This is a genomic window from Streptosporangium sp. NPDC000239 (assembly GCF_040300765.1).
In the GTDB taxonomy this organism is placed as follows: Bacteria; Actinomycetota; Actinomycetes; order Streptosporangiales; family Streptosporangiaceae; genus Streptosporangium.
The window spans coordinates 223,810-244,763 of record NZ_JBEPEI010000004.1 but is presented as its reverse complement, the minus strand read 5'-3'; the positions used below and the strand labels follow the sequence as shown (position 1 = coordinate 244,763).

The window sequence follows — 20,954 nt, the reverse complement described above, 5'->3', positions numbered from 1 at the left end:
GACCGTCCGGAGTGGCTCATGGAAACGCTTCTTGTCACGCTCGCCGCGGTGGCCGTCGCAGGTTTCGTCCTTTTTAAGGCGATTCACATCATCCCTCAGGCCACCGCGGGGGTAGTGGAGCGCCTCGGGCGCTACCATCGGACGCTCTCCCCAGGCCTGAATCTCGTGCTCCCCTTCGTCGACCGCCTCAAGCGTACGGTCGACCTGCGCGAACAGGTCGTGTCCTTCCCTCCGCAACCCGTGGTGACCTCGGACAACCTCGTCGTCTCCGTCGACACGGTCGTGCACCTGCGGGTCGTCGACGCCAAGGCCGCCACCTACGAGGTCTCCGACTTCCTGACCGGGGTCGAGCAACTCACCGTGACCACTCTGCGTAACGTGATCGGCGACATGGAGCTCGAACGGGTGCTGACCTCCCGAGACGAGATCAACACCGAGCTGCGCGTGGCGCTCGACGGCGCGGGCAACTGGGGGATCAAGGTCGGCAGGGTCAGGCTCAAGGCCATCCAGCCCTCCGCCGAGATCCAGGAGTCGATGGAGCGCCAGATCCGCGCCGACCGGGACAGGAAGGCGGCCCTGCTCGCGGCCGACGGACAGAAGCAGGCGGCCATCCTCAGCGCGGAGGGGCTCAAGCAGGCCGCGGTGCTCAAGGCACGTGGCGAGGCGGAGGCCGTGGTGCTCAGGGCCCAGGCCGACGCCGAGGCCAAGGCGGTGCGGGCGAAGGGCGAGGCGGACGCGATCGGCATGGTCTTCCGCGCGATCCACGACGGCAAGCCCGACCAGAGGCTCCTCGCCTACCAGTACCTCAGGACCCTTCCCGAGATCGCCAAGGGCGACGCGAACAAGGTTTGGATCGTTCCATCCGAAATGGCCAAGGCCGTGGAGAACCTCGGCGGCCTGTTCTCGACCAAGGAGAAGACCGCCGAGGAGACCGGCTGACGGCCGTCCGGGGGCTCACAGCAACAGCAGGCGAAAGTCGAGGGCGACCGCGAAGAAGGCGACCGTGCTCAGGGTGAGCAGGGTGTAGGCGATCCGGGCGGGTGGCCTCCACCAGCGGGCGCGCCAGGCCAGCGCCGCGGCCGGGACCATCGGTACGGCGAGGACCAACGCGAGGGTGCCCAGCACGGGCAGGACGGCCAGCCTCGGGGAGTACAGCGGGATGTCGGCCATGAGGACGTTGGGGTCGGCCGTCAGCAGGCCGAACCCGGCGAGGAAGACGGCGACCAGGGCGGCGCAGGCCCAGGCGGTGAGGACGGCCAGGCGGGCGGGCAGCGGCGGCCGTGCTCCCTGTGGGCGCCGTGCTCCCCGCAGGCGGCGGACGGCGGCGGTCAGGGGCAGGACGAGCGCCGCCAGCGACAGGGCCAGGGCGCCGGTCACGAAGAGCGGCATGGCCAGGCTCTCGTACCCCGGGACCCGCTCGTAGGTCTCCGAGGGGAGCATCGAGGAGACGAGGACGCCGTCGCGGGGAAAGGAGACGCGGGCCGGGCCGCTGCGTTCGGCGAAGAGGCCGGGGGCGGTCTGGACCCAGTGCTGGACCGGCCGTCCGGGGTCGGGGGAGAGACCGGTCGTGGTGAGAGTCCCGTCGGAGCCCGCGGTGACGACCGGGGTGGCGAACAGGGCGGAGACCTTCGTCAGCGCGGTACGGCTGGTGCGGGCCGACCGGTAGGAGCCCGCGTACCGGGAGACGTCCGTGGTGAGCGGGGCGGGCGTGGCCGTACGGTCCGCGGGGTCGGGGAAGCGCAGGTCGACGATCCGGCCCGTGAGCCACTGCGCGTCCCAGGCTCCCACGCCCGAGACGCCGTCGCCGTTGAGGACGACGTAGACGCCGAACCCCTGGTCAGGCATGAGGGCCATGGCGTTGTGGTAGCCGGGGACGTCGCCGTCCTTGTAGAGGAGCCTTCTGCCGCCCCGGGGGCGTTCCTCAAGGACGTAGCCCATGCCGGGCATGCGGTCGTCCACGGTGAAGTGCCGTTCCCGCATCATCCGGGCGACGGGGTCGTCCCCAAGCTGGTCGATCATGTAGTTGGCCATGTCGGCCGGGGTGACGGCGGGGCCGGTTCCCGAGGGCGTCCAGGGGGAGTACTGGCCCCTCTGCTCGACGTAGCCCTCTCCGTCCGGCCGGTAGCCCCTGGCGAGCCGCGCCCCGATCGCGGCGGGGTGCGGCAGGGCGGCGGTCGAGCCGGTCATCCGGTGCGCGGCGAAGACCTGCTCGGCGACGTTGCGCGCGTACGGCTCGCCGGAGGCGATCTCCACGAGGTGCCCCGTGAGGGCGAGGGCGTAGTTGTCGTAGGCGACCAGGGTGCCCGGTGGCCGTACCCGGGGCGGCGTGCGGGCGCGCAGGCTCTCGGCGAGGGAGGGCGGCTTCGCCGGGCCGTCGCTCGCGAGGCCGACGATGTCGTCGTCGAAGCCCGCCGTGTAGGTGAGCAGGTTCTCCAGGGTCACCGGGCGGCCCGGCCAGGTGTCCTCGATCTTGAACGAGGTGAGGTAGCGGTTGACGTCGGCGCGCAGGTCGAGCCTGCCCTTCCGGACCAGACGCAGTGCGGCCTCGGCCGTGAAGATCTTGGCCAGTGACCCGGTGAGGAAGGGGGTGGTGAGATCGACGGGACGGTTCGAGGTCGTTTCGGCCAGTCCGTATCCCCTGCCGAACACCATCCGGCCGTTCTCCACGACGACGACGGCCGCGCCGGGGATCCTGTCCCTGGCGAGGAGTTCGGGGACGAGGCGGTCGAGGGCCGCGCCGAGGTCGCCCGCCCGGCCCTGGGACGCCTGGGACGTTTGGGACGTCGCTCCGGCGGTGTGCGGGGTGAGGAGGACCGCCAGGGACGCGAGGGCGGCGGTTAGCGCTCTCTTCATGCCCGTCAGCGTGCCGTTTCGCCGGGACCCGCCATCAGTGTCCTGCACCTGTGTTCGACGTGGAGAATGCACGATCAGGGCATATGGTGCATAAAGTGCTGATCGTTGTGGTGGTCCTCGTCGGCGCCGCGTTCGATCCGCTCCATCCGGTGCCGAGCGCGCCGTTCGCCCTCGTCGTCGCTCTGCAGGTGCTGCACTGCCTGACGCCGTGGCGAAGCCGCTGGTCACTGGCCGTTCAGGCACTGCTCCTGCCCTGGGCGGGCCCCGCTGCGGCGGGCATGGTCGCGGCGTCGGCGCTGCTGATCCTGCGCGGGACGGCCCGCTGGTGCGCGTTCGCCACAGTGGTCGTCACAGCCGCCGTCACAGCCGCGGTACTCGCGCCCGCGACGCCGTTCGGGATCACGCTCGCGGTGCTGAACGCCGCCTGCCAGGGGCTTGTCCTGTTCGGGGTGACCCGGCTCGGTGACACGCGTGCCGCCCTCCACGCGGCCCGTGCGGAACTGGCCGCCGGGTCGGTCTCCGACGAGCGCTCACGGGCCGCCCGGGAGCTGGACTCCGTCCTCGGGGCCGCCCTGTCCACGATCGTCTCCCTCGCCGGACGCGGTGAGGCGGCGAAGATCGCCGAGGTCTCCCGGGCGACGGCCGCGCGGGCCCGCGCCGTCCCGGCCCCGGCGGCAGCGGCGACTCCCGAGCCGGACCTCATGCCCAGGCTCGCCTTGCCGATCCTGGTCGCGGTGCACGCCGGATATCTCGTGACGGCGTTGATCTATCTCGGTGGGCGTCCGGTCCTCTCCCTGCTCGCCGCCGGGATCCTCGGGCTGCACCTGCACCACGCGCTGCCCCGCCCGTACGGCGCCCGCCCCGGACACGGCGTCTGGACGGCCTGCCTGCTGCTCCTGCTCACGGCCGTCACGCTTCTGCTCCCGGGACAGGCCCATCCACAGCTGGCCGGGTTCGCGGTGGCCGGGTTCCTGGCCCTCGGGCGGGCCTGGTGGCCCGTGGCCGGGGCGGTCGTGGCCGCGCTGGCGGTCGTGCTGGCCGTACGGGGGCAGGCTCCGGCGGAGAACCTGTACTGGACGTTCGACGCCGTGGCCGTCGCGGCCATGTTCCACGGGCTGGCCGTACAGACCTCGCTGGTCCTGCAGGCGAGGCGGGCACAGCGGGCGCTGGCGGCGCTGGCGGCGGCCGACGAGCGCAGGCGCATCTCCAGGGACGTCCACGACCTGCTCGGATACGGGCTTTCCGCCATCACGGTCAAGGCCGAGCTGGCCGTACGGGCGGGGGAGGAGGACGCGAGGGAGCAGCTCGTGGAGATCGCCGCGATCGCCCGCCGCTCGCTGGCCGCGCTGCGGGACATCCCGGCCGAGCCCGACCCCCGGCTCTCGCTGGCCGCCGAGATCGACTCGGCCTGCTCCGTCCTGCGGGCGGCGGGCGTCGAGGTCACCGTCCGCAGGGAGTCGGACAGGGACGACGCGCTGTCGGCGATCGTCCTGCGGGAGGCCGTCACCAACGTGCTGCGGCACAGCGAGGCCGGTCACTGCCTCATCGAGATCACCGAGGACGGGCTGCTGGTCGTCAACGACGGCGTCCACGGCCCTCCCGGCGCCGGGGGAGGCGGGAGCGGGACGGCCAACCTCACCGCGCGGGTCACCGCGGCGGGAGGCACGCTGACCGCCGAGTACGCCGACGGTGAATACCGGCTTGTGGTGCTATATCCAGCCGTTCTCAGCGGCGATGCGGACGGCGTCGAGCCGGTTGCGCGCGTCTAGCTTCGTGACGACCGCCCCGAGGTAGTTGCGCACCGTCCCCTTGCTGAGGAACAGCTCGGCGGCGATCTCGGCCAGGTCGGCGCCCTCGCCCGCCCGGCGCAGCACCTCGGCCTCGCGCGGGCTCAGCGGGTTCGGCCGGCCGGTGATGGCCGCGGCGGCCAGGCCGGGGTCGACGACGGTCTCCCCCGAGGCGACCCGCCGGATCGCCTCGGCCAGCCGGGCGGGCGGCGCGTCCTTCAGCATGAATCCACGCGCCCCGATCTCCAGCGCCCTGCGCAGGGTCTCGGTGCCGCCCGCCGAGGTCAGCATGAGCAGCCCGCACTCCGGCGCCCCCGCCCGTAGCTCCCGTGCCGCGTCGAGCCCGTCGAGTTCCCCCGGCAGCTGGATGTCCAGCACCACCACCTCGGGGCGGAGTTCGAGCCCCAGCGTGACCGCCTCCCGCCCGGTCGACACCTCCCCGACGATCCGCATGTCGTCCTCAAGCCCGATCAGCGCGGCCAGCGCCCCTCTGATGAGGTGCATGTCCTCGACCAGCAGAACCCCGATCACGATCCCCCCTCAACACGTCCTCCGTGCCAATGATCCCGGTGTTCCTGACGGGGGCACCGCCCACCCCGCCGCCGGGCGGAGAGCGTTCTCCTCCTAGCATCCGGTAAGGCAGTGCACCGGTTCACGGGCGCGAGCCGTACAAGTGAGGAGAGGCATGACACCGTGGGAGGCGGTCGCGATCTTCGCGGCCGGAATCGGAGCCGGGGGCATCAACGCCGTCGTCGGCTCGGGGTCACTGATCACGTTCCCGACGATGGTCGCGGTGGGGATACCGCCGGTCGTCGCGAACGTCTCCAACAACATCGGACTGGTTCCCGGGTCGCTGACCAGCGTGCTCGGCTACCGGGCGGAGCTGAAGGGCCAGCGTGCCCGGCTCGTCAGGCTGGGGGTCGGCTCCGTCATCGGGTCGCTCATCGGCGGCCTGCTGCTGCTCTCCCTGCCCGCCAGGACGTTCAACGTCGTGGTCCCGATCCTGATCGGCCTGTCGTGTGTGCTGGTGGTCGTCCAGCCAAGGCTCAACCGGTGGCTCGCCGCCCGGCGGGAGAACGCCCATCCGCACGGTGGCCCGTGGCTGTGGCTGGGGGTCCTGGGCGCCGGAGCCTACGGCGGCTACTTCGGCGCTGCCCAGGGAGTGCTGCTCATCGGTCTGCTCGGCAGCGTCCTCGACGAGGACCTGCAGCGGATCAACGCCGCGAAGAACGTGCTCGCGCTGCTGGTCAACGGGACCGCGGCCCTGCTGTTCGTCCTGGTCGCGGACGTGGACTGGCGGGCGGTCGCGCTGGTCGCGCTCGGTGCGACGATCGGCGGTTTCTTCGGTGCGAGGTTCGGCAGGAAACTGCCCGCCCCGGTGCTGCGCGGGATCATCGTCGTCGTCGGCATCGTGGCGATGGTCAAGTTGATATACGCCTAGATTCTCCCGTTAATGGGCATGAATCAGGCATGAAAGGCGATCGGGTAGAGATCGTTATCGACGCGGGTGACAGCTCGCGTACCTACGAAGTCGTCGCCACCCGCGCGGGCCGCCGCGTCGAGGTGGCCAACAGCCGGGGCGGCGTGATCGAGGTCACCGAGGTCACCCGCAGTGGTACGGCGGTGCGCACCGCCCGCTTCATGTCCAGCAGGATTCTCGCCCTGGTCGAACACCCCGCCGACGGCGAGGCGGACTGACCGCCGGGCCGCCTCCCCACGAGGCGGCCCGGACACCGTACGGCCGGTGCGGGCGGTCAGATCGGAGCGGGACGGACCTGGAGCACGCCGTCACGGCGGATCCGGGTCTCGAAGTACGGCTGCGGCGCCGTGGCCGGACCGTGGGCGACCGTGCCGTCCGCCAGGCGGAAGGCGCTGCCGTGCCACGGGCACACCACGCAGACCATGCCGTCGTCGGAGATCAGCTGACCCTGGTGCAGCGGCCCGGCCAGGTGGGAACAGTGGTCGGCGAGCACGGTGACCCCCTCGCCGACCCTCAGCACGAACAGGTCGATGTAGCCGAGACGCCTGGCCACGGGACGCCCCTCTGGCAGGTCCTTGAGCTCACACAGGTCGTGCCAGCCCAGCGGGACGAGGTGGGCGACCGACTCGGCGTGGTTGGAGCCCGCGGCCTGCCGGTAGGCCAGGTGCCCCCCGAGGTAGCCGCCCGCGCCCGCGGCGCCCAGGCCGATGAACGACAGCAGTTTGCCGCGCCTGTCGTGCCCGGCGAGCCGGAAGGCCAGGGAACCCACGTACAGTCCCAGCGCGGTGACGTTGGCGATCGCGTGCACGAACCCCACCCGCTGCTGCTCCCGGTGGAGCGCCGACCAGTCGGTGATCCCGGAGGCCGCGGTGGGAATCGCCCCCGCGATGCCCGTGGCGAGCACGGCGCGCGCCGCGCGGGGGTCGGCCCCGGCCAGGTCGAGCACCGCGGTCGCCAGCCAGCAGCCCAGGCTGAGGTCGGTGAGCGGTGGATGGAGCGGTTTCCCCGTCGGCACCCCGTGCAGCAGGTCGCGCAGCCACCCCGGGCCGATGCGCTGCCGTACGGCCTTGGCCAGGACCCGGATGGGCCTGTCCATCCTCTCCGACCGTTCGATACGGCCGGCGATGTCGACCGGGGGTACGAGATGCCGGAAACTGCGGCGGTTCGTTTTGACTGATTCCTTCACGATCGCCCCCTTCTCAACCCTTTAGGGACCTACCCGGGAACCGCATCACGCACGCGCCAGGTGCCCCCGGCTGACAGAGAGCTCGATGATCTCCTTGGCGTAGGAGCCGAGCGTCGGCGAACCCTCCTCGATGATCTTCACCTTCTCCAGGACCTGATCGGCCGTCACCTTGTACAACGACCAGGTGCCACCCTCGTTGTGGTGGTTGGCCATGATCGGCGCGATCCTGTCGAGGGCCTTGGCGAACTTCGCCTCCGCGGTCTCGCGCTCCTCGAACTCGTCCCACAGCGCGCGCAGCCGCGTCGACTGGTCCTCGGGGAGCAGGCCGAAGATGCGGTCGGCCGCCTTGCGTTCGATGCCGAGCTGGGCCTCGACGGCCCCGGCGTCGTAGATGAAGGTGTCTCCCGCGTCGATCTCGACGATGTCGTGGACGAGCAGCATCGCGACGACCTTGTCCATGTCGGTGCCCGGCGGCGCGTGCTCGGCCAGGATCATGGCCAGCATCCCGACGTACCACGAGTGCTCGGCGTCGTTCTCCCGCCGGGACCCGTCCATGAGGGTGTTACGGCGAACGACGCGTCTGAGCTTGTCGATCTCCATGGCGAAGGTGAGCTGGGCGTGGAGGCGGTCCTGTTCTGGAGGGGTGGTCACGCGCGCAAGCCTAGTGCGCGCCGCTCGCCGGTCATCGGACGGTCAGGCGATGACACGGGACCCAGAGTGACCACGACCCCGCTGAACACGCCTTTCCCGCCGTACGGCGGGCACCCCGCGTGTCGCGTGCCGTACGGCACGGCATGACGGCGCACGGCCCGCGCCGGAGAGCCGGCGCGGGCCGTGACGTCGTCACTCGGTGACGCCGAGCCCCTGGGCGACGCCCTGGCCCAGGTCCTTGTGGATGTTGGTCCAGTACTCGACGACACGCTTCTTCATCTCGTCCGTCACCTCGGGGGCCGAGGCGTGGCCGACGACGTTGCTCACCAGGTGGGAGCGGTCGGTGTCGGACAGCACGTTCTCCCACAGCGCGCGCGGCTGGACGTAGTCGTCGTCCTCGCGGTGCAGGGTGTAGGCGGAGCGGATGATCTCACCGCTGACGTGGTAGTCCTCGCCCGCGTACAGCGCCGGGTCGGCCACGGGGCCGCCGACGGTGTTGGGGGCGTAGACCGGGTCCCCCGGGTTGTTGAAGGCCATCTGGCCGTCCTTGTTGTAGCTGTGGACGGGCGAGAGCGGCCGGTTGATCGGCAGCTGCAGATAGTTGGTGCCGATGCGGTAGCGGTGGGCGTCCGGGTAGGAGAACAGCCGTCCCTGGAGCATCTTGTCCGGAGAGGGGCCGATGCCGGGCACGAGGTTGGCGGGCTCGAAGCTCGACTGCTCGACCTCGGCGAAGTAGTTCTCCGGGTTCCGGTTCAGGACGAACTTGCCGATCGTGATCTCGGGGTAGTCGGAGTGCGGCCACACCTTGGTCAGGTCGAACGGGTTGAACCGGTAGTCGGCGGCGTCCTCGAACGGCATGACCTGGACGTTGACCGTCCAGGACGGATGGTCGCCGTTCTTGATCGCGGTGTGCAGGTCGCGGATGTGGTGGTCGGCGTCCTGCGCGACGAGCGCGCCCGCCTCGGTGTCGGTCAGGTTCTTGATGCCCTGGTCGGTCTTGAAGTGGTACTTGATCCAGAACTTCTCGCCGGCCGCGTTGTACCACAGGAACGTGTGCGAGCCGAAGCCGTGCATATGCCGCCAGGAGGCCGGGGTGCCGCGGTCGGTCATCAGGAAGGTGACCTGGTGGGCGCTCTCCGGGGAGAGCGTCCAGAAGTCCCACTGGATGTTGTGGTCGCGGAGGTTGGTGTCCGCGCGGCGCTTCTGGCTGTGGATGAAGTCGGAGAACTTCTGCGGGTCGCGGATGAAGAAGATCGGCGTGTTGTTGCCGACGATGTCGTAGTTGCCCTCTTCGGTGTAGAACTTGATCGCGAACCCGCGCGGGTCACGCTGGGTGTCGGCGCTGCCGAGTTCCCCGGCGACCGAGGAGAAGCGCAGGAAGAGCGGGGTCTCCTTGCCCTTCTGGAACAGTCCGGCCCTGGTGAACTGGCTGACGTCCTCGGTGATCTGAAGGATGCCGTGGGCGCCACCACCCTTGGCGTGGACCACCCGCTCGGGAACCCGTTCCCGGTTGAAGTGGGCCATCTTCTGGATCAGGTAGTGGTCCTGCAGCAGCAGGGGCCCGTTCGGTCCGACCGACTGGGAGTGCTCGTCACTGGGGGCGGGGATTCCGGCATCGGTCGTGGTAGTGGGCCTGGTGCTCATGATCGGTCCTCCGGGTTCTCTTCATCGAGCATCTTCGGAACGACACTCGGGACACACGCCCCAGTAGATGACGTCCGCCTCGTCGACCAGATAGCCGGCGTCCGAGGCGGGGTCGAGGCATGGGGCGTGTCCGACAGCGCAGTCAACGTCGGCGACCCGCCCACACCGTCTGCAGACGAGGTGGTGATGGTTGTCACCGACCCGCGTCTCGTATCGGGCGGGGCTGCCCGCCGGTTCGACCCGGCGCAGCAACCCCTCACGATGCAGCGCGTGAAGGGAGTCGTAGACGGCTTGCAGGGAGACATGACCCACCCGCTCCCGTACGCCTCGGTGGACGGCGTCCACGTCAAGATGATCGCCCTCCCGTACGGTCTGCATGATCGCCAGGCGCGCCGCGGTCACCCGTAGGCCCGCCTGTCGGAGCCGGTCCTCGTCCTCCATGAAGTCCACGTTATGCACCAAACCTGAACGATTCAACCAATTGACGTATTCCATTTTGTCTGGTTCAGGTAACCGCTTTGTCTGCTTAGGGTCATCACGGCCTGCCTGTTCCCCATCGCGAGGCCGGGATGGCATCCTCGGATAGCGATGAACACGTATATCCCCCGCCGCCTCACAGTGGCCGCGGTCGTCGCAGCCTCAGCCCTCCTCGGTACGGCCTGCTCAGCGGCTGAATCGGCCACCCCGGAAGCCTCGGGGAGCACGCCCGACGTCGTCGAGAAGCCGGTCTCCTCCTCCACCACCGAGCCGGAGACCAAACCGGAACGCAGGCCGTACACCATCTCCTTCGGAGGGGACGTGCACTTCGAGGGGGTGCTGCGCAGCAGGCTCAACGCCAACCCGAAGACCGCCCTCGGCCCCATCGCCAAGGTGCTCGGCGCCGCCGACATCGCGATGGTGAACCTGGAGACCGCGATCACCACCGGCGGGACCCCGGCGCCGGGCAAGCAGTACACCTTCCGCGCCCCGGCCAGCGCGCTGACCGCGCTGAAGGCGGCGGGGGTCGACGTGGCGTCCATGGCCAACAACCACGGCATGGACTACATGCAGAGCGGCCTGGCCGACTCGCTGGCCGCGATCAAACGTTCCAGGTTCCCGGTCGTCGGCATCGGCAGGAACGCCGCCGAGGCCTACAAGCCGTGGCGGACCACGGTGAACGGCAACCGGGTGGCCGTCATCGGCGCGACCCAGGTGCTCGACGCCGAGTTCATCCAGGCGTGGACCGCCACCGACCAGCAGGGCGGTCTGGCCTCCGCCAAGAACGAGGCACGGCTGCTGCAGGAGGTGCGCAAGGCGCGCAAGAACTCCGACACGGTGATCGTCCACCTGCACTGGGGCACCGAGCTGCAGAAGTGCCCGAACGAGGCCCAGCGCTCACTGGCCCCCAAGCTGGTCGCGGCGGGCGCCGACGTCGTGGTCGGCGGGCACGCGCACATCCTGCTCGGCAGCGGCTACCTCGGCAGGGGCTACGTCAACTACGGCATGGGCAACTTCGTCTTCTACAACTGGGGGCCGGAGACCGGCAGGACCGGTGTCCTCACCCTGACGATCAACGGGCGCCGGGTGATCAAGGATCGCTGGACCCCGGCGACCATCCAGGGCGGCGTCCCCGTCCCGGTCACCGGTACGAACGGACAGCGGGCGACGGCGAACTGGAAGGCGCTGCGCGGCTGCACGGGCCTGACGCCGACCCCGAGCTGACCCCCCGGACGGGCCGGAAATTGACAGGGCTCATACGGGATGTACGGGGAAAATCATGCGATTGACAGAGAGAACCTGACCGGAAGGGGGACGGGCGGGCAAGATGGGTGGGTGACCATGCCTGCCGAGGAGACATGTGAGGCCCCGCTGCGGCGCCAGCCGACCCAGCGACGCAGCGCACGCCGTGTCGAGAAGATGCTCGACGCCTGTGCCGAACTGCTGGACGAGATCGGATACGAGGCGCTTTCGACCACCAGGATCGCCGAACGCGCGGGTGTCGCGATCGGTTCGATCTACCAGTTCTTTCCCGACAAGCGGGCCATCACCCAGGCGGTGACCAGGCGCCATGTCGAACGGTTCGTCTCCCGAGTCGGCAGGCGCTTCCTGTCGGAGGACTACGGCGGCTGGTGGGACGCGGTCGACGCGATCATCGACGAGTACGTCGACATGCACAGGACCGTTCCAGGTTTCGGCGTCCTGCACTTCGGCGACGTCGTCGGCCTCAACCTGCTCGACGGGGTCTCCGACAGCAACACGGTGATCGCGGGCAGGCTGCGCGGCCTCCTGCTCCAGGAGTACGGCCTGACCGACAGCGAGGAGCTGGACCTGGCCATCCTCGTCGCGGTCGAGGCCGCCGACGCGGTGCTGAAACTGGCCTTCCGGCGTGACTCCGAGGGCGACCCCCAGATCGTCGCCGAGGCGAAACGCCTGATCAGGGGCTATCTGAACCGTCAGTTCGCTGGAGCCTCCGCCTGAGAGGAGCCGCTCACGGGGTCGGCCGGGGCCCCGTCAGAGGCCCTGTCAGAGGCCCCGCCGGAGGTGCCGGCGGGGGCGTCGGCCGCGGGCTCTTCCTGAGCCGCCGCGCACAGCCGTTCCTGCCGGTGCCTGCGCCGCTGCTCGCGCTCCGCGGCCCGCGCCTGCGCGGCCTCGGTGACCGAGGTCCCCGCAGAGGCCCCTGCCGAGGCGGAAACCCGTGCCCCGGAGACGATCCCCGGGCGGCCGTCGGAGGTGGCGTCGGGCGTCCGGGCGCCGTCGGCGAGGGTTCCGGCCCCTCGCTCCCTGCGGTTGTCCGCCCGCGCGCGCTCCCCGGGGCCGCACAACGTCACGCCCGGTACGGCGACCGTCTCGTTGCGGAACCGTGCCGGGGAGTCCTCCGCCTCGACGACCGGCGAGATGAGCCGTTCCTGACGTATCCGGCTCTCCAGGGAGACGAGCTCGCGATGCGCCCGTTCGACGGCGTCCATCCTCGCCGAGAGGTATCCGGCACACCCCGGGACGATCACGGAGAGTCCCGCGAGGAAGGTCAGAGTGAAGGTTGTCTGCTTGGACATGCCCATCGCAGCCCCTCCGAACATAACGCTCCACGAGCAGGAGACGCCTGCCATATGCCCGCTTTCCTGGCGAAACACGCGCTTGGTAGTCAATCGTTTACAACTGGTGGATGAAGGAATACCTGCCGTTGTGCGGACGAAACCAAGCGCCGCTCGCTACTCTCGCGATGTGGCGCATGTGACACGTGGGCAACTTGATCGGTTGCTTGAGCAGGCACTTTTGGCCGACGATCACGGAGACCTCGCCCGGCGGTTGGAAGGGCTGGTCGAGGAGTACGTGTCCGGAGACATCTCGCGGGCCGCGATCCTGGTGCTCGCCGCCGAGGAGTGGCGGCAGGCCGGGCAGCCGGCCCATGCCCTCGTCTGCTTCCAGCGGGCCGTTGACGACGGTGGGGAGGTGGGCGTCGATCCGAGGGCGGGCATCGCCGACACCCTCTTCGAGCTCGAACGGCCGGACGAGGCACGGCAGGTCATCGAGACGATCAGACATGAGGGGGAGGTGACAGCCGCGACCGCTCTCACGGTCGCCGAGACCCTCGTCGCCTACGGCGATCTGCGGCAGGCGCATCTGTGGGCCACTGAGGGGGCGCACAGGGCGGTGCGGGACAGCGGGGAGCACACGGCTCTACTGCGCACCCGTTACCGGATCAGGGTCGATCTGGGGCTTCCCGAGGACGAGCTGGACGCGCTGCTCGACCTCTCGCGCTGAGGGTCGGGCCGTGGTCCCCGCGCAGAGAGAGCCACGGCCCACAGGTCATCCCAGGCCGCCCAGGCCCAGGAGCGGAAGCAGCGTTCCCAGCGGGGACAGCAGCTGAGGCTTCGGCGCCGGCTTCGGAGCCGCGGGCCGGGTGGCGGGCGGCTGGACGTACTGCTCCGGCTCGGCCGAGGGGCGCTCGTCGCCGATCTCCCTGGCCGAGGCGGGGCGGGGCAGCGGCGTCAGCTCGTAGGGGTTGTCCGACCGGCCGTGGGTCTCCGGTGGCACGGGGGCCGACTGCGGACGGCCGGCGTTGACGTTCTTGCGCGTCTCGCCGACGCTCACACCGTAGGCGGGTGGGTCGGACAGGTTGCCCTCGGCGACGCTGACCGACTGGGTCCTGGCGGACTCAGTGGCGTTCTTGGCGAAGTTGCTGTACTTGGGGTCCATGATGCCCTCGGCGGCGACGACCTCGTTCACCAGACCGAAGAGGTTCTTGGCGAACGAGAGCGCGTTCGCCGCCTGAGGGGCTATCACCTTGTCGGTGACCCGCAGTGGAGCCTTCCCGGCCGCGAGCCCGTTGGCGACCGTCGTCCGCTGCGCGTCCAGGAAATCGTTGGTTCCCTCACAGACCGTCGGTGCGGTCCCGGGCGCCTGCAGCAGGCATGGCACCAGCGAGTCCACGACGGAGGCCGAAGCAGCCGCCGGAAGTCCGAACCCGGCCGCGAGTCCACCGACGAGGGCGGTGCTGAGCACCGCCCCCGCGAGGATCCCGCGGGTCTTGCGTGACCCGTTCGACATGCGCGTCTCCCTGTTACTTTCGGTTGTCGGAAGAATGCTGAAAGTAACAGGAAGAGCCCTGCGCCGGGAGCGTTTGGACCGATGCTGGTCAAACTCTTGCCGACGGTCCCACGACCAGGGTGTCCCCCTTCTCGTCGAGATCGACCAGAACCTCGTCGCCGTCCTGGATCTCCCCGGCCAGCACCTTCTTGGCCAGCGTGTCGCCGATCGCCGACTGCACCAGACGGCGTAGCGGACGCGCGCCGTACAGGGGGTCGTAGCCGGTCAGCGCCAGCCAGTCACGCGCGGCCGGGGTGACCGTCAGCGTCAGCCTCCGGTCGGCAAGGCGCCTGGCCAGGTGGGCCACCTGCAGGTCGACGATCCTGGACAGCTCCTCGGTGCCGAGCGCGTCGAACAGGATGACCTCGTCGAGCCGGTTGAGGAACTCCGGCTTGAAGGAACTCCTGACCGTGTCCAGCACCGCCTTGCGCTGGGTCTCCTTGTCGAGGCCCGGGTCCACCAGGAACTGCGAGCCGATGTTGGAGGTGAGGATCAGGATCACGTTGCGGAAGTCGACGGTCCTGCCCTGCCCGTCGGTCAGCCGCCCGTCGTCGAGCACCTGGAGCAGGATGTCGAAGACCTCGGGGTGGGCCTTCTCGACCTCGTCGAGCAGCACCACGCCGTACGGCCTGCGCCGGACCGCCTCGGTGAGCTGGCCGCCCTCCTCGTAGCCGACGTAGCCGGGAGGGGCGCCCACGAGACGCGCCACACTGTGCTTCTCGCCGTACTCGCTCATGTCGATGCGGACCATCGCCCGCTCGTCGTCGAACAGGAAGTCGGCCAGCGACTTGGCGAGCTCGGTCTTGCCGACGCCGGTCGGGCCGAGGAACAGGAAGCTGCCGGTCGGCCGGTCGGGGTCGGCGATGCCCGCGCGGGCGCGCCGTACGGCGTCGGAGACCGCCTGCACGGCCTGACGCTGGCCGATCAGGCGCCTGCCGAGCTCGTCCTCCATGCGCAGCAGCTTGGAGCTCTCGCCTTCGAGCAGACGGCCGGCGGGGATGCCCGTCCACGAGGAGATGACCTGGGCGATGTCGTCCGGGCCGACCTCCTCCTTGACCATCGGGTCCTCGGGCTGGGAGGCGGCGGTCGCCTCGGCCAGCTCCTCCTCCAGCCTGGGCACCTCGGCGTACATCAGCCGGGAGGCGGCCTCGAAGTCGCCGTCGCGCTGGGCGCGTTCGGCGGCGCCGCGCACCTCGTCGAGCTTCTTCTTCAGGTCGCCGACCCGGTTCAGGCCCGCCTTCTCCCGCTCCCAGCGGCCGACCAGGCCGTTGAGCTCCTCCTGCCGGTCGGCGAGCTCCCTGCGCAGCCGTTCGAGGCGCTGCAGGCTGCTCTCGTCGGTCTCCTTGGCGAGCGCCAGCTCCTCCATCTTCATCCGGTCCACGTTCCGCTGGAGCTGGTCGATCTCCACGGGACGGGAGTCGATCTCCATGCGCAGCCGGGAGGCGGCCTCGTCGACGAGGTCGATCGCCTTGTCCGGCAGGAACCGGGAGGTGATGTAGCGGTCGGACAGCGCCGCGGCGGCCACCAGCGCGCCGTCGGCGATCTGCACCTGGTGGTGGGCCTCGTAGCGGCCCTTGAGGCCGCGCAGGATCGCGATGGTGTCCTCGACGGTCGGCTCGCCGACGTAGACCTGCTGGAAACGCCGTTCGAGGGCGGGGTCCTTCTCGATCCGCTCACGGTACTCGTCGAGCGTCGTCGCGCCGATCATCCGCAGCTCGCCGCGGGCCAGCATGGGCTTGAGCATGTTGCCCGCGTCCATGGCGCCCTCGGCCGCGCCCGCGCCGACCATGGTGTGCAGCTCGTCGATGAAGGTGATGACCTGCCCGTCGCTCTCCTTGATCTCGCCGAGCACGGCCTTGAGGCGCTCCTCGAACTCACCGCGGTACTTCGCCCCGGCGACCATCGCGCCCAGGTCGAGCGCGACCAGGCGCTTGTCGCGCAGGCTTGAGGGCACGTCGCCCGCGACGATCCGCTGGGCCAGCCCCTCGACGACGGCGGTCTTGCCGACGCCGGGCTCACCGATCAGCACCGGGTTGTTCTTGGTCCTGCGGCTGAGCACCTGGATCACCCTGCGGATCTCCGAGTCACGGCCGATCACCGGGTCCAGCTTGCCCGCCCTGGCCCGCTCGGTCAGGTCGACGCCGTACTTCTCCAGCGCCTGGTAGGTGTCCTCGGGTGTCTCGCTGGTCACCCTGGCGTGCCCGCGAACCTTCTCGAAGGCGTCGAGCAGGGCGTTCGGGGTCGCCCCGTTGCGCCTGAGCAGCTCGGCGACCGGGCCGCCGTCCGCGGCGAGGCCGACCAGGAGGTGCTCGGTCGAGACGTACAGGTCCTCAAGCTGGGTCGCCTGCTGGGCGGCGGTGTTCAGCACCGTCAGCAGCTGCCGCGAGCTGGACGGGGCGCTGACCGTCGAACCCTGCGCCTTCGGCAGGGCCGCCAGCTGCGTCTCCGCCTCGGTGCGCAGCTTCTTCCAGTCGGCGCCGACGGCCTCAAGCAGGGGTACGGCGGTGCCGCCGGTCTGGGCGAGCAGCGAGGTGAACAGGTGGGCGGGGGCGACCTCGGGGTTGCCCTCGGCGGCCGCCCGCCTGATCGCTGAGGAGAGAGCCTCCTGGCTCTTCTGGGTGAGCTTGTAGTCCATGCTTGTCTGCCTTGCTCCGTTCGGCGGCTACGGCGCCGGGCGGGCCGGCGCGATGATGTCCCCCCGGCCTTCGAGTTGGAGTGTCAGGCGGGCGGCAGTTGGTACTGGATCAGGGCGCGGATCATGGCCATCTCCGCGCGCAGGCGATGGTTCTCGTCACGAAGGCGCAGTGCCTCGGTCTCCAGCGCCAGGATGCGTTTGATGCCCGCGAGGTTGATGCCCTCCTCCTGGGAGAGCCGCTGCACCTCGCGGAGCATGACGATGTCGCGTGTCGAGTACAGGCGTCCGCGCCCCGCCGTACGGCCCGGACTGACCAGGCCGAGACGGTCGTACTGGCGCAGGGTCTGGGGATGGAGGCCGGACAGCTGGGCCGCCACCGAGATCACATATACGGGGGTGTCGTCCGACAGGTCGAAGTAGTTGGCGTCCATGGCTACTCGCTTCTGGCCAGTTCGATGAGCTCGGCTCTGGGGTCACCACCAGCCGTCGCGTCGCGGAAGTCCTCAAGGGCCCCCCTGGCCTTGTCCTCCAGCTGTTGAGGCACCAGGACCTCGACCGTGACGAGCAGGTCGCCCTTCGTGCCGTCCTTGCGGGCCACACCCCTGCCCCGCACCCGGAAGGTGCGGCCGTTGGGCGTGCCCTCGGGGATGCGCAGTGTGACCGGCAGCCCCTTCAGGATCGGCACCTTGATCTCGGCCCCGAGCGCCGCCTCGGTGAAGGTGACGGGCACGGTGATCGTCAGATTCTCGCCGGTCCTGCCGAAGACAGGGTGCGGCTTGACGTGGATCTGGACGTACAGGTCACCGGCGGGACCGCCGTTCTCGCCCGGTGCGCCCTTGGCCTTGATCTTGATGCGCTGACCGTCTCCGACCCCCGCCGGGATGCGCGCCTGGATCGTCCGGGTGCTCTTGCCCCGTCCGCTGCCCTCGCAGACCTCGCACGGGTTGTCGACCAGCAGCCCCCTGCCCTTGCAGTCACGGCACGGCTCGGAGAAGGCGAAGTTGCCGAGGTTCCTGCTGGCCGCCCCGGTGCCCTCGCAGGTCGGGCAGACCCTCGGGGTCGTCCCGGCCTTCGCCCCCGTGCCCGCGCAGGCCGTACAGGCCGAGGAACTGGTCAGGCGGAGCGAGACCGTGGTCCCCTCGACCGCCTGGCCGAAGGAGAGCGTGACCTCGGACTCGATGTCCTGGCCACGCCGCGCCCTCGTGGTCGTCCCCCCGGAGCGCTGGGCGCCACCCCGGTTGAAGATGCCTCCGAAGATGTCGCCGATGCCACCCCCGCCGCCCGTGCCGCCCTGCTGGGTGCCTCCGAACAGGTCTCCCAGGTCGAAGGGGAACCCACCCCCACGCGAGGCCCCCCCGGCCCCCGCGTAGCCGCCGAGTCCTGATCCGAACAGCGTCCGCGCCTCGTCGTACTCCTTGCGGCGCTTGGTGTCGGACAGGATGTCGTAGGCCTCGGAGACCTCCTTGAACTTCGACTCGGTCTCCGTGCTGCCTTGGTTGGCGTCCGGGTGGTACTGCCTGGCCAGCTTCCGGTACGCCTTCTTGATCTCTTCGGCGGTGGCGGTCTTGGGCACACCAAGGACGGCGTAGTAGTCCTTCTCCAGGTAGTCCTTGGTGCTCATCTCAGTTCCTTTTCAGATCTCAGATACGGGGGGTTCAGCTGTCGCTCGCGACAGGCTCTTCTTCGGGCTCGGCGACCGAGACCCGCGCGGGGCGGAGCACGCGGTCGCCGATTCGGTAGCCGGGCTGCAGGATCTCCACGCAGGTCGGCTCGGTGACATCGGGGGAGTAGCTGTGCATGAGGGCCTCGTGCACCGTCGGGTCGAAGGGCTCGCCCTTGGTCCCGAAGGCGCTCAGCCCCAGCTTGCCCGTCGCGACCTCCAGCGACTCGCTCACCTTGGCGAAACCGCCGGTGAGCTCGCCGTGGTCGCGGGCCCTGCCGATGTCGTCGAGAACCGGGAGCAGCTCGGTCAGCACACCGGCCACCGCCTGTTCCTTGATCAGGGTCCTGTCTCGATCGACCCGCTTGCGGTAGTTGGAGTACTCCGCCTGGAGACGCTGCAGGTCCGCGGTGCGCTCGGCGAGCTGGATCGCCAGCTCGGCCGAGGCCAGGTCGGCGGCCGGAGCGGGCTGTTCGGCCTGCTCCTTGACCTGCTCACCGTCCGCCGCGCGCGCCTGCCCCGTCTCGGGGTCGATCTTGCGGTTGTCGCGGATCACCGGCTCCTGCTCGGAACCGTTCTCACGCGTGTTCACGCTCGTGCTCCCCTCGGCCTGCGACGTCACTTCGCGCCGTTGTCGCGCTTCGGCTCGTCGTCCACGATCTCAGCCTCGACCACGTCGTCGTCGGCCTTCTGGCCGTCGGCGCCCGCGGCGCCCGCCGCACCGGCCTGGCCCTCGGAGGCCTGGGACTGGGCGTAGATGGCGGAACCCATCTTCTGGCTGACCGTGGCGAGCTTCTCCGCGGAGGCGCGGATCGTCGCCGAGTCGGTGCCCTCAAGGGACTTCTTCAGCTCGGTGAGGGCCTCGTTGACCTCGTTCTTGATGTCGTCGGGGACCTTCTCCGCGTTCTCGCCGAGGAACTTCTCGGTCTGGTAGACCAGCGACTCGGCGTTGTTGCGGGTCTCGGCCTCCTCGCGGCGGCGCTTGTCCTCCTCGGCGTAGGACTCGGCCTCGCGCATCATGCGCTCGATGTCGTCCTTCGGCAGCGCGGAGCCGCCGGTGATGGTCATCGTCTGCTCCTTGCCGGTGCCGAGGTCCTTGGCGGAGACGTTGACGATGCCGTTGGCGTCGATGTCGAAGGTGACCTCGATCTGCGGGATGCCGCGCGGCGCCGGGGCGATGCCGGTCAGCTCGAAGGTGGCCAGCTTCTTGTTGTAGGCCGCGATCTCACGCTCGCCCTGGTAGACCTGGATCTGCACCGACGGCTGGTTGTCCTCGGCCGTGGTGAAGACCTCCGAGCGCTTGGTGGGGATCGTGGTGTTGCGCTCGATGATCTTGGTGAAGATGCCGCCCTTGGTCTCGATGCCCAGCGACAGCGGGGTCACGTCGAGCAGCAGGACGTCCTTGACCTCACCCTTGAGCACACCGGCCTGCAGGGCGGCGCCGATGGCCACGACCTCGTCCGGGTTGACGCCCTTGTTGGGGTCCTTGCCGCCGGTCAGCTCCTTGACGAGCTCGGCGACCGCGGGCATACGGGTCGAGCCGCCGACGAGGACCACGTGGGCGATGTCGGAGACCTTGATGCCGGCGTCCTTGACGACCTGGTTGAACGGGCCCTTGCACCGCTCAAGCAGGTCGGCGGTCAGCCGCTGGAACTCGGCCCGGGTGAGCTTCTCGTCCAGGTGCAGCGGACCCTCGGCGGAGGCCGTGATGTAGGGAAGGTTGATCGAGGTCTCGGACTGGCTGGACAGCTCGATCTTGGCCTTCTCGGCGGCCTCGCGCAGACGCTGCAGGGCCATCTTGTCCTTGGTCAGGTCGACGCCGTGCGCGTTCTTGAAGCGGTTGGCCAGCTCGTCGACGACGCGCTGGTCCCAGTCGTCACCACCGAGGTGGTTGTCGCCGCTGGTGGCCTTGACCTCGACGAAGCCGTGGCCGTCCTCCTGGCCGACGTCGAGCAGGGACACGTCGAAGGTGCCGCCACCGAGGTCGAAGACGAGGATGGTCTCGTCCTTCTCCTTGTCGAGACCGTAGGCGAGCGCGGCCGCCGTCGGCTCGTTGATGATGCGCAGCACGTTGAGGCCGGCGATGGTGCCCGCCTCCTGGGTGGCCTGACGCTGGGCGTCGTTGAAGTAGGCCGGGACGGTGATCACCGCGTCGGTGATCTTCTCGCCCAGGTAGGCCTCGGCGTCCTGCTTGAGCTTCTGCAGGACGAAGGCGCTGATCTGCTGCGGGGAGAACTTCTTGCCGTCGATCTCCTGAGCCCAGGTGGTGCCCATCTCGCGCTTGACCGAGCGGATGGTCCGGTCGACGTTGGTGACGGCCTGCCGCTTGGCGACCTCACCAACGAGGACTTCACCGTTCTTCGCGAAGGCGACCACGGACGGGGTGGTCCGCGAGCCCTGAGCGTTGGCGATGACCGTGGGCTCACCGCCTTCGAGAATCGAGACGACGGAGTTGGTCGTCCCCAGGTCGATACCTACCGCACGTGCCATGA

Annotated in this window: 19 protein-coding genes and 1 pseudogene; 7 read left to right on the top strand and 13 right to left on the bottom strand. The window is 69.7% G+C overall.

What is annotated here, in order from left to right; all coding sequences use genetic code 11:
* Positions 1-18 precede the first annotated feature (18 nt).
* Positions 19-939: an SPFH domain-containing protein gene (locus tag ABT340_RS13370; RefSeq protein WP_352010973.1), complete on the top strand. Its 921-nt coding sequence runs from the start codon at positions 19-21 to the stop codon at positions 937-939.
* Between the two features lie 15 nt (positions 940-954).
* On the opposite strand, the gene ABT340_RS13365 is transcribed toward ABT340_RS13370, so the two are convergent.
* Complete coding sequence (locus ABT340_RS13365) at positions 955-2,853, bottom strand: serine hydrolase domain-containing protein (RefSeq protein ID WP_352010972.1); 1,899 nt, start codon at positions 2,851-2,853, stop codon at positions 955-957.
* 95 nt (positions 2,854-2,948) lie between these two features.
* Between ABT340_RS13365 and ABT340_RS13360 the strand changes: the two genes are divergently transcribed.
* Positions 2,949-4,622 (top strand): sensor histidine kinase, encoded by a 1,674-nt coding sequence (locus ABT340_RS13360; RefSeq protein ID WP_352010971.1) that lies wholly within the window; start codon positions 2,949-2,951, stop codon positions 4,620-4,622.
* On the opposite strand, the gene ABT340_RS13355 is transcribed toward ABT340_RS13360, so the two are convergent.
* On the bottom strand, positions 4,563-5,171 hold the full coding sequence (locus tag ABT340_RS13355) for a response regulator transcription factor (RefSeq protein WP_352010970.1): 609 nt from the start codon (positions 5,169-5,171) through the stop codon (positions 4,563-4,565). The genes ABT340_RS13360 and ABT340_RS13355 overlap by 60 nt on opposite strands.
* Before the next feature lie 154 nt (positions 5,172-5,325).
* On the opposite strand from ABT340_RS13355, the gene ABT340_RS13350 reads away from it, so the two are divergent.
* Complete coding sequence (locus ABT340_RS13350) at positions 5,326-6,081, top strand: sulfite exporter TauE/SafE family protein (protein ID WP_352010969.1); 756 nt, start codon at positions 5,326-5,328, stop codon at positions 6,079-6,081.
* Positions 6,082-6,110: 29 nt separating this feature from the next.
* Positions 6,111-6,338, top strand: coding sequence for a DUF8836 family protein (locus ABT340_RS13345; RefSeq protein ID WP_352010968.1), 228 nt, complete (start codon positions 6,111-6,113; stop codon positions 6,336-6,338).
* Between the two features lie 56 nt (positions 6,339-6,394).
* Here ABT340_RS13345 and ABT340_RS13340 read toward each other — a convergent pair whose 3' ends face one another.
* The 4 genes from ABT340_RS13340 to ABT340_RS13325 all read right to left on the bottom strand — a co-directional run bounded on the left by ABT340_RS13340 (position 6,395) and on the right by ABT340_RS13325 (position 10,042).
* Positions 6,395-7,216: a Rieske (2Fe-2S) protein gene (locus ABT340_RS13340; protein ID WP_352010967.1), complete on the bottom strand. Its 822-nt coding sequence runs from the start codon at positions 7,214-7,216 to the stop codon at positions 6,395-6,397.
* A gap of 135 nt (positions 7,217-7,351) precedes the next feature.
* Positions 7,352-7,906: an HD domain-containing protein gene (locus tag ABT340_RS13335; RefSeq protein WP_352011281.1), complete on the bottom strand. Its 555-nt coding sequence runs from the start codon at positions 7,904-7,906 to the stop codon at positions 7,352-7,354.
* Positions 7,907-8,149: 243 nt separating this feature from the next.
* Entirely contained in the window at positions 8,150-9,601 is a 1,452-nt protein-coding gene (locus tag ABT340_RS13330; RefSeq protein WP_352010966.1) for a catalase, read from the bottom strand.
* 21 nt (positions 9,602-9,622) lie between these two features.
* Positions 9,623-10,042, bottom strand: a complete 420-nt coding sequence (locus tag ABT340_RS13325) for a Fur family transcriptional regulator (protein ID WP_352010965.1) — start codon at positions 10,040-10,042, stop codon at positions 9,623-9,625.
* Positions 10,043-10,189: 147 nt separating this feature from the next.
* Between ABT340_RS13325 and ABT340_RS13320 the strand changes: the two genes are divergently transcribed.
* Both ABT340_RS13320 and ABT340_RS13315 read left to right on the top strand, forming a co-directional pair.
* Positions 10,190-11,302, top strand: coding sequence for a CapA family protein (locus tag ABT340_RS13320; RefSeq protein WP_352010964.1), 1,113 nt, complete (start codon positions 10,190-10,192; stop codon positions 11,300-11,302).
* Between the two features lie 117 nt (positions 11,303-11,419).
* Positions 11,420-12,058 carry a TetR/AcrR family transcriptional regulator gene (locus ABT340_RS13315; protein WP_352011280.1) on the top strand — a complete coding sequence of 213 codons (639 nt, stop codon included), beginning with the start codon at positions 11,420-11,422 and terminating at the stop codon, positions 12,056-12,058.
* Here the strand turns inward: ABT340_RS13315 and ABT340_RS13310 are convergent.
* Complete coding sequence (locus tag ABT340_RS13310) at positions 12,034-12,633, bottom strand: hypothetical protein (protein WP_352010963.1); 600 nt, start codon at positions 12,631-12,633, stop codon at positions 12,034-12,036. The two genes, ABT340_RS13315 and ABT340_RS13310, sit on opposite strands and share 25 nt — an antisense overlap.
* A gap of 220 nt (positions 12,634-12,853) precedes the next feature.
* Here ABT340_RS13310 and ABT340_RS13305 point away from each other — a divergent pair, with 220 nt between their 5' ends.
* The gene (locus ABT340_RS13305; protein ID WP_352010962.1) at positions 12,854-13,342 is read left to right on the top strand and encodes a hypothetical protein; all 489 of its coding nucleotides are present in this window, start codon (positions 12,854-12,856) and stop codon (positions 13,340-13,342) included.
* Positions 13,343-13,387: 45 nt separating this feature from the next.
* Here the strand turns inward: ABT340_RS13305 and ABT340_RS13300 are convergent, their stop codons facing one another.
* From ABT340_RS13300 to dnaK, 6 genes and pseudogenes are all read right to left on the bottom strand, one after another.
* Positions 13,388-14,128, bottom strand: a complete 741-nt coding sequence (locus ABT340_RS13300) for a hypothetical protein (protein ID WP_352010961.1) — start codon at positions 14,126-14,128, stop codon at positions 13,388-13,390.
* An 88-nt stretch (positions 14,129-14,216) separates the two neighbouring features.
* Positions 14,217-16,802 (bottom strand): ATP-dependent chaperone ClpB, encoded by a 2,586-nt coding sequence (gene clpB, locus ABT340_RS13295; protein WP_352010960.1) that lies wholly within the window; start codon positions 16,800-16,802, stop codon positions 14,217-14,219.
* A 178-nt stretch (positions 16,803-16,980) separates the two neighbouring features.
* Positions 16,981-17,233, bottom strand: a pseudogene (locus tag ABT340_RS13290) (heat shock protein transcriptional repressor HspR); the annotation flags it as partial.
* Between the two features lie 2 nt (positions 17,234-17,235).
* Entirely contained in the window at positions 17,236-18,423 is a 1,188-nt protein-coding gene (gene dnaJ, locus ABT340_RS13285) for a molecular chaperone DnaJ (RefSeq protein WP_352010959.1), read from the bottom strand.
* 34 nt (positions 18,424-18,457) lie between these two features.
* Positions 18,458-19,054: a nucleotide exchange factor GrpE gene (grpE, locus tag ABT340_RS13280; RefSeq protein ID WP_352010958.1), complete on the bottom strand. Its 597-nt coding sequence runs from the start codon at positions 19,052-19,054 to the stop codon at positions 18,458-18,460.
* 26 nt (positions 19,055-19,080) lie between these two features.
* Positions 19,081-20,952 (bottom strand): molecular chaperone DnaK, encoded by a 1,872-nt coding sequence (gene dnaK, locus ABT340_RS13275; RefSeq protein ID WP_352010957.1) that lies wholly within the window; start codon positions 20,950-20,952, stop codon positions 19,081-19,083.
* Between the last annotated feature and the right edge of the window lie 2 nt (positions 20,953-20,954).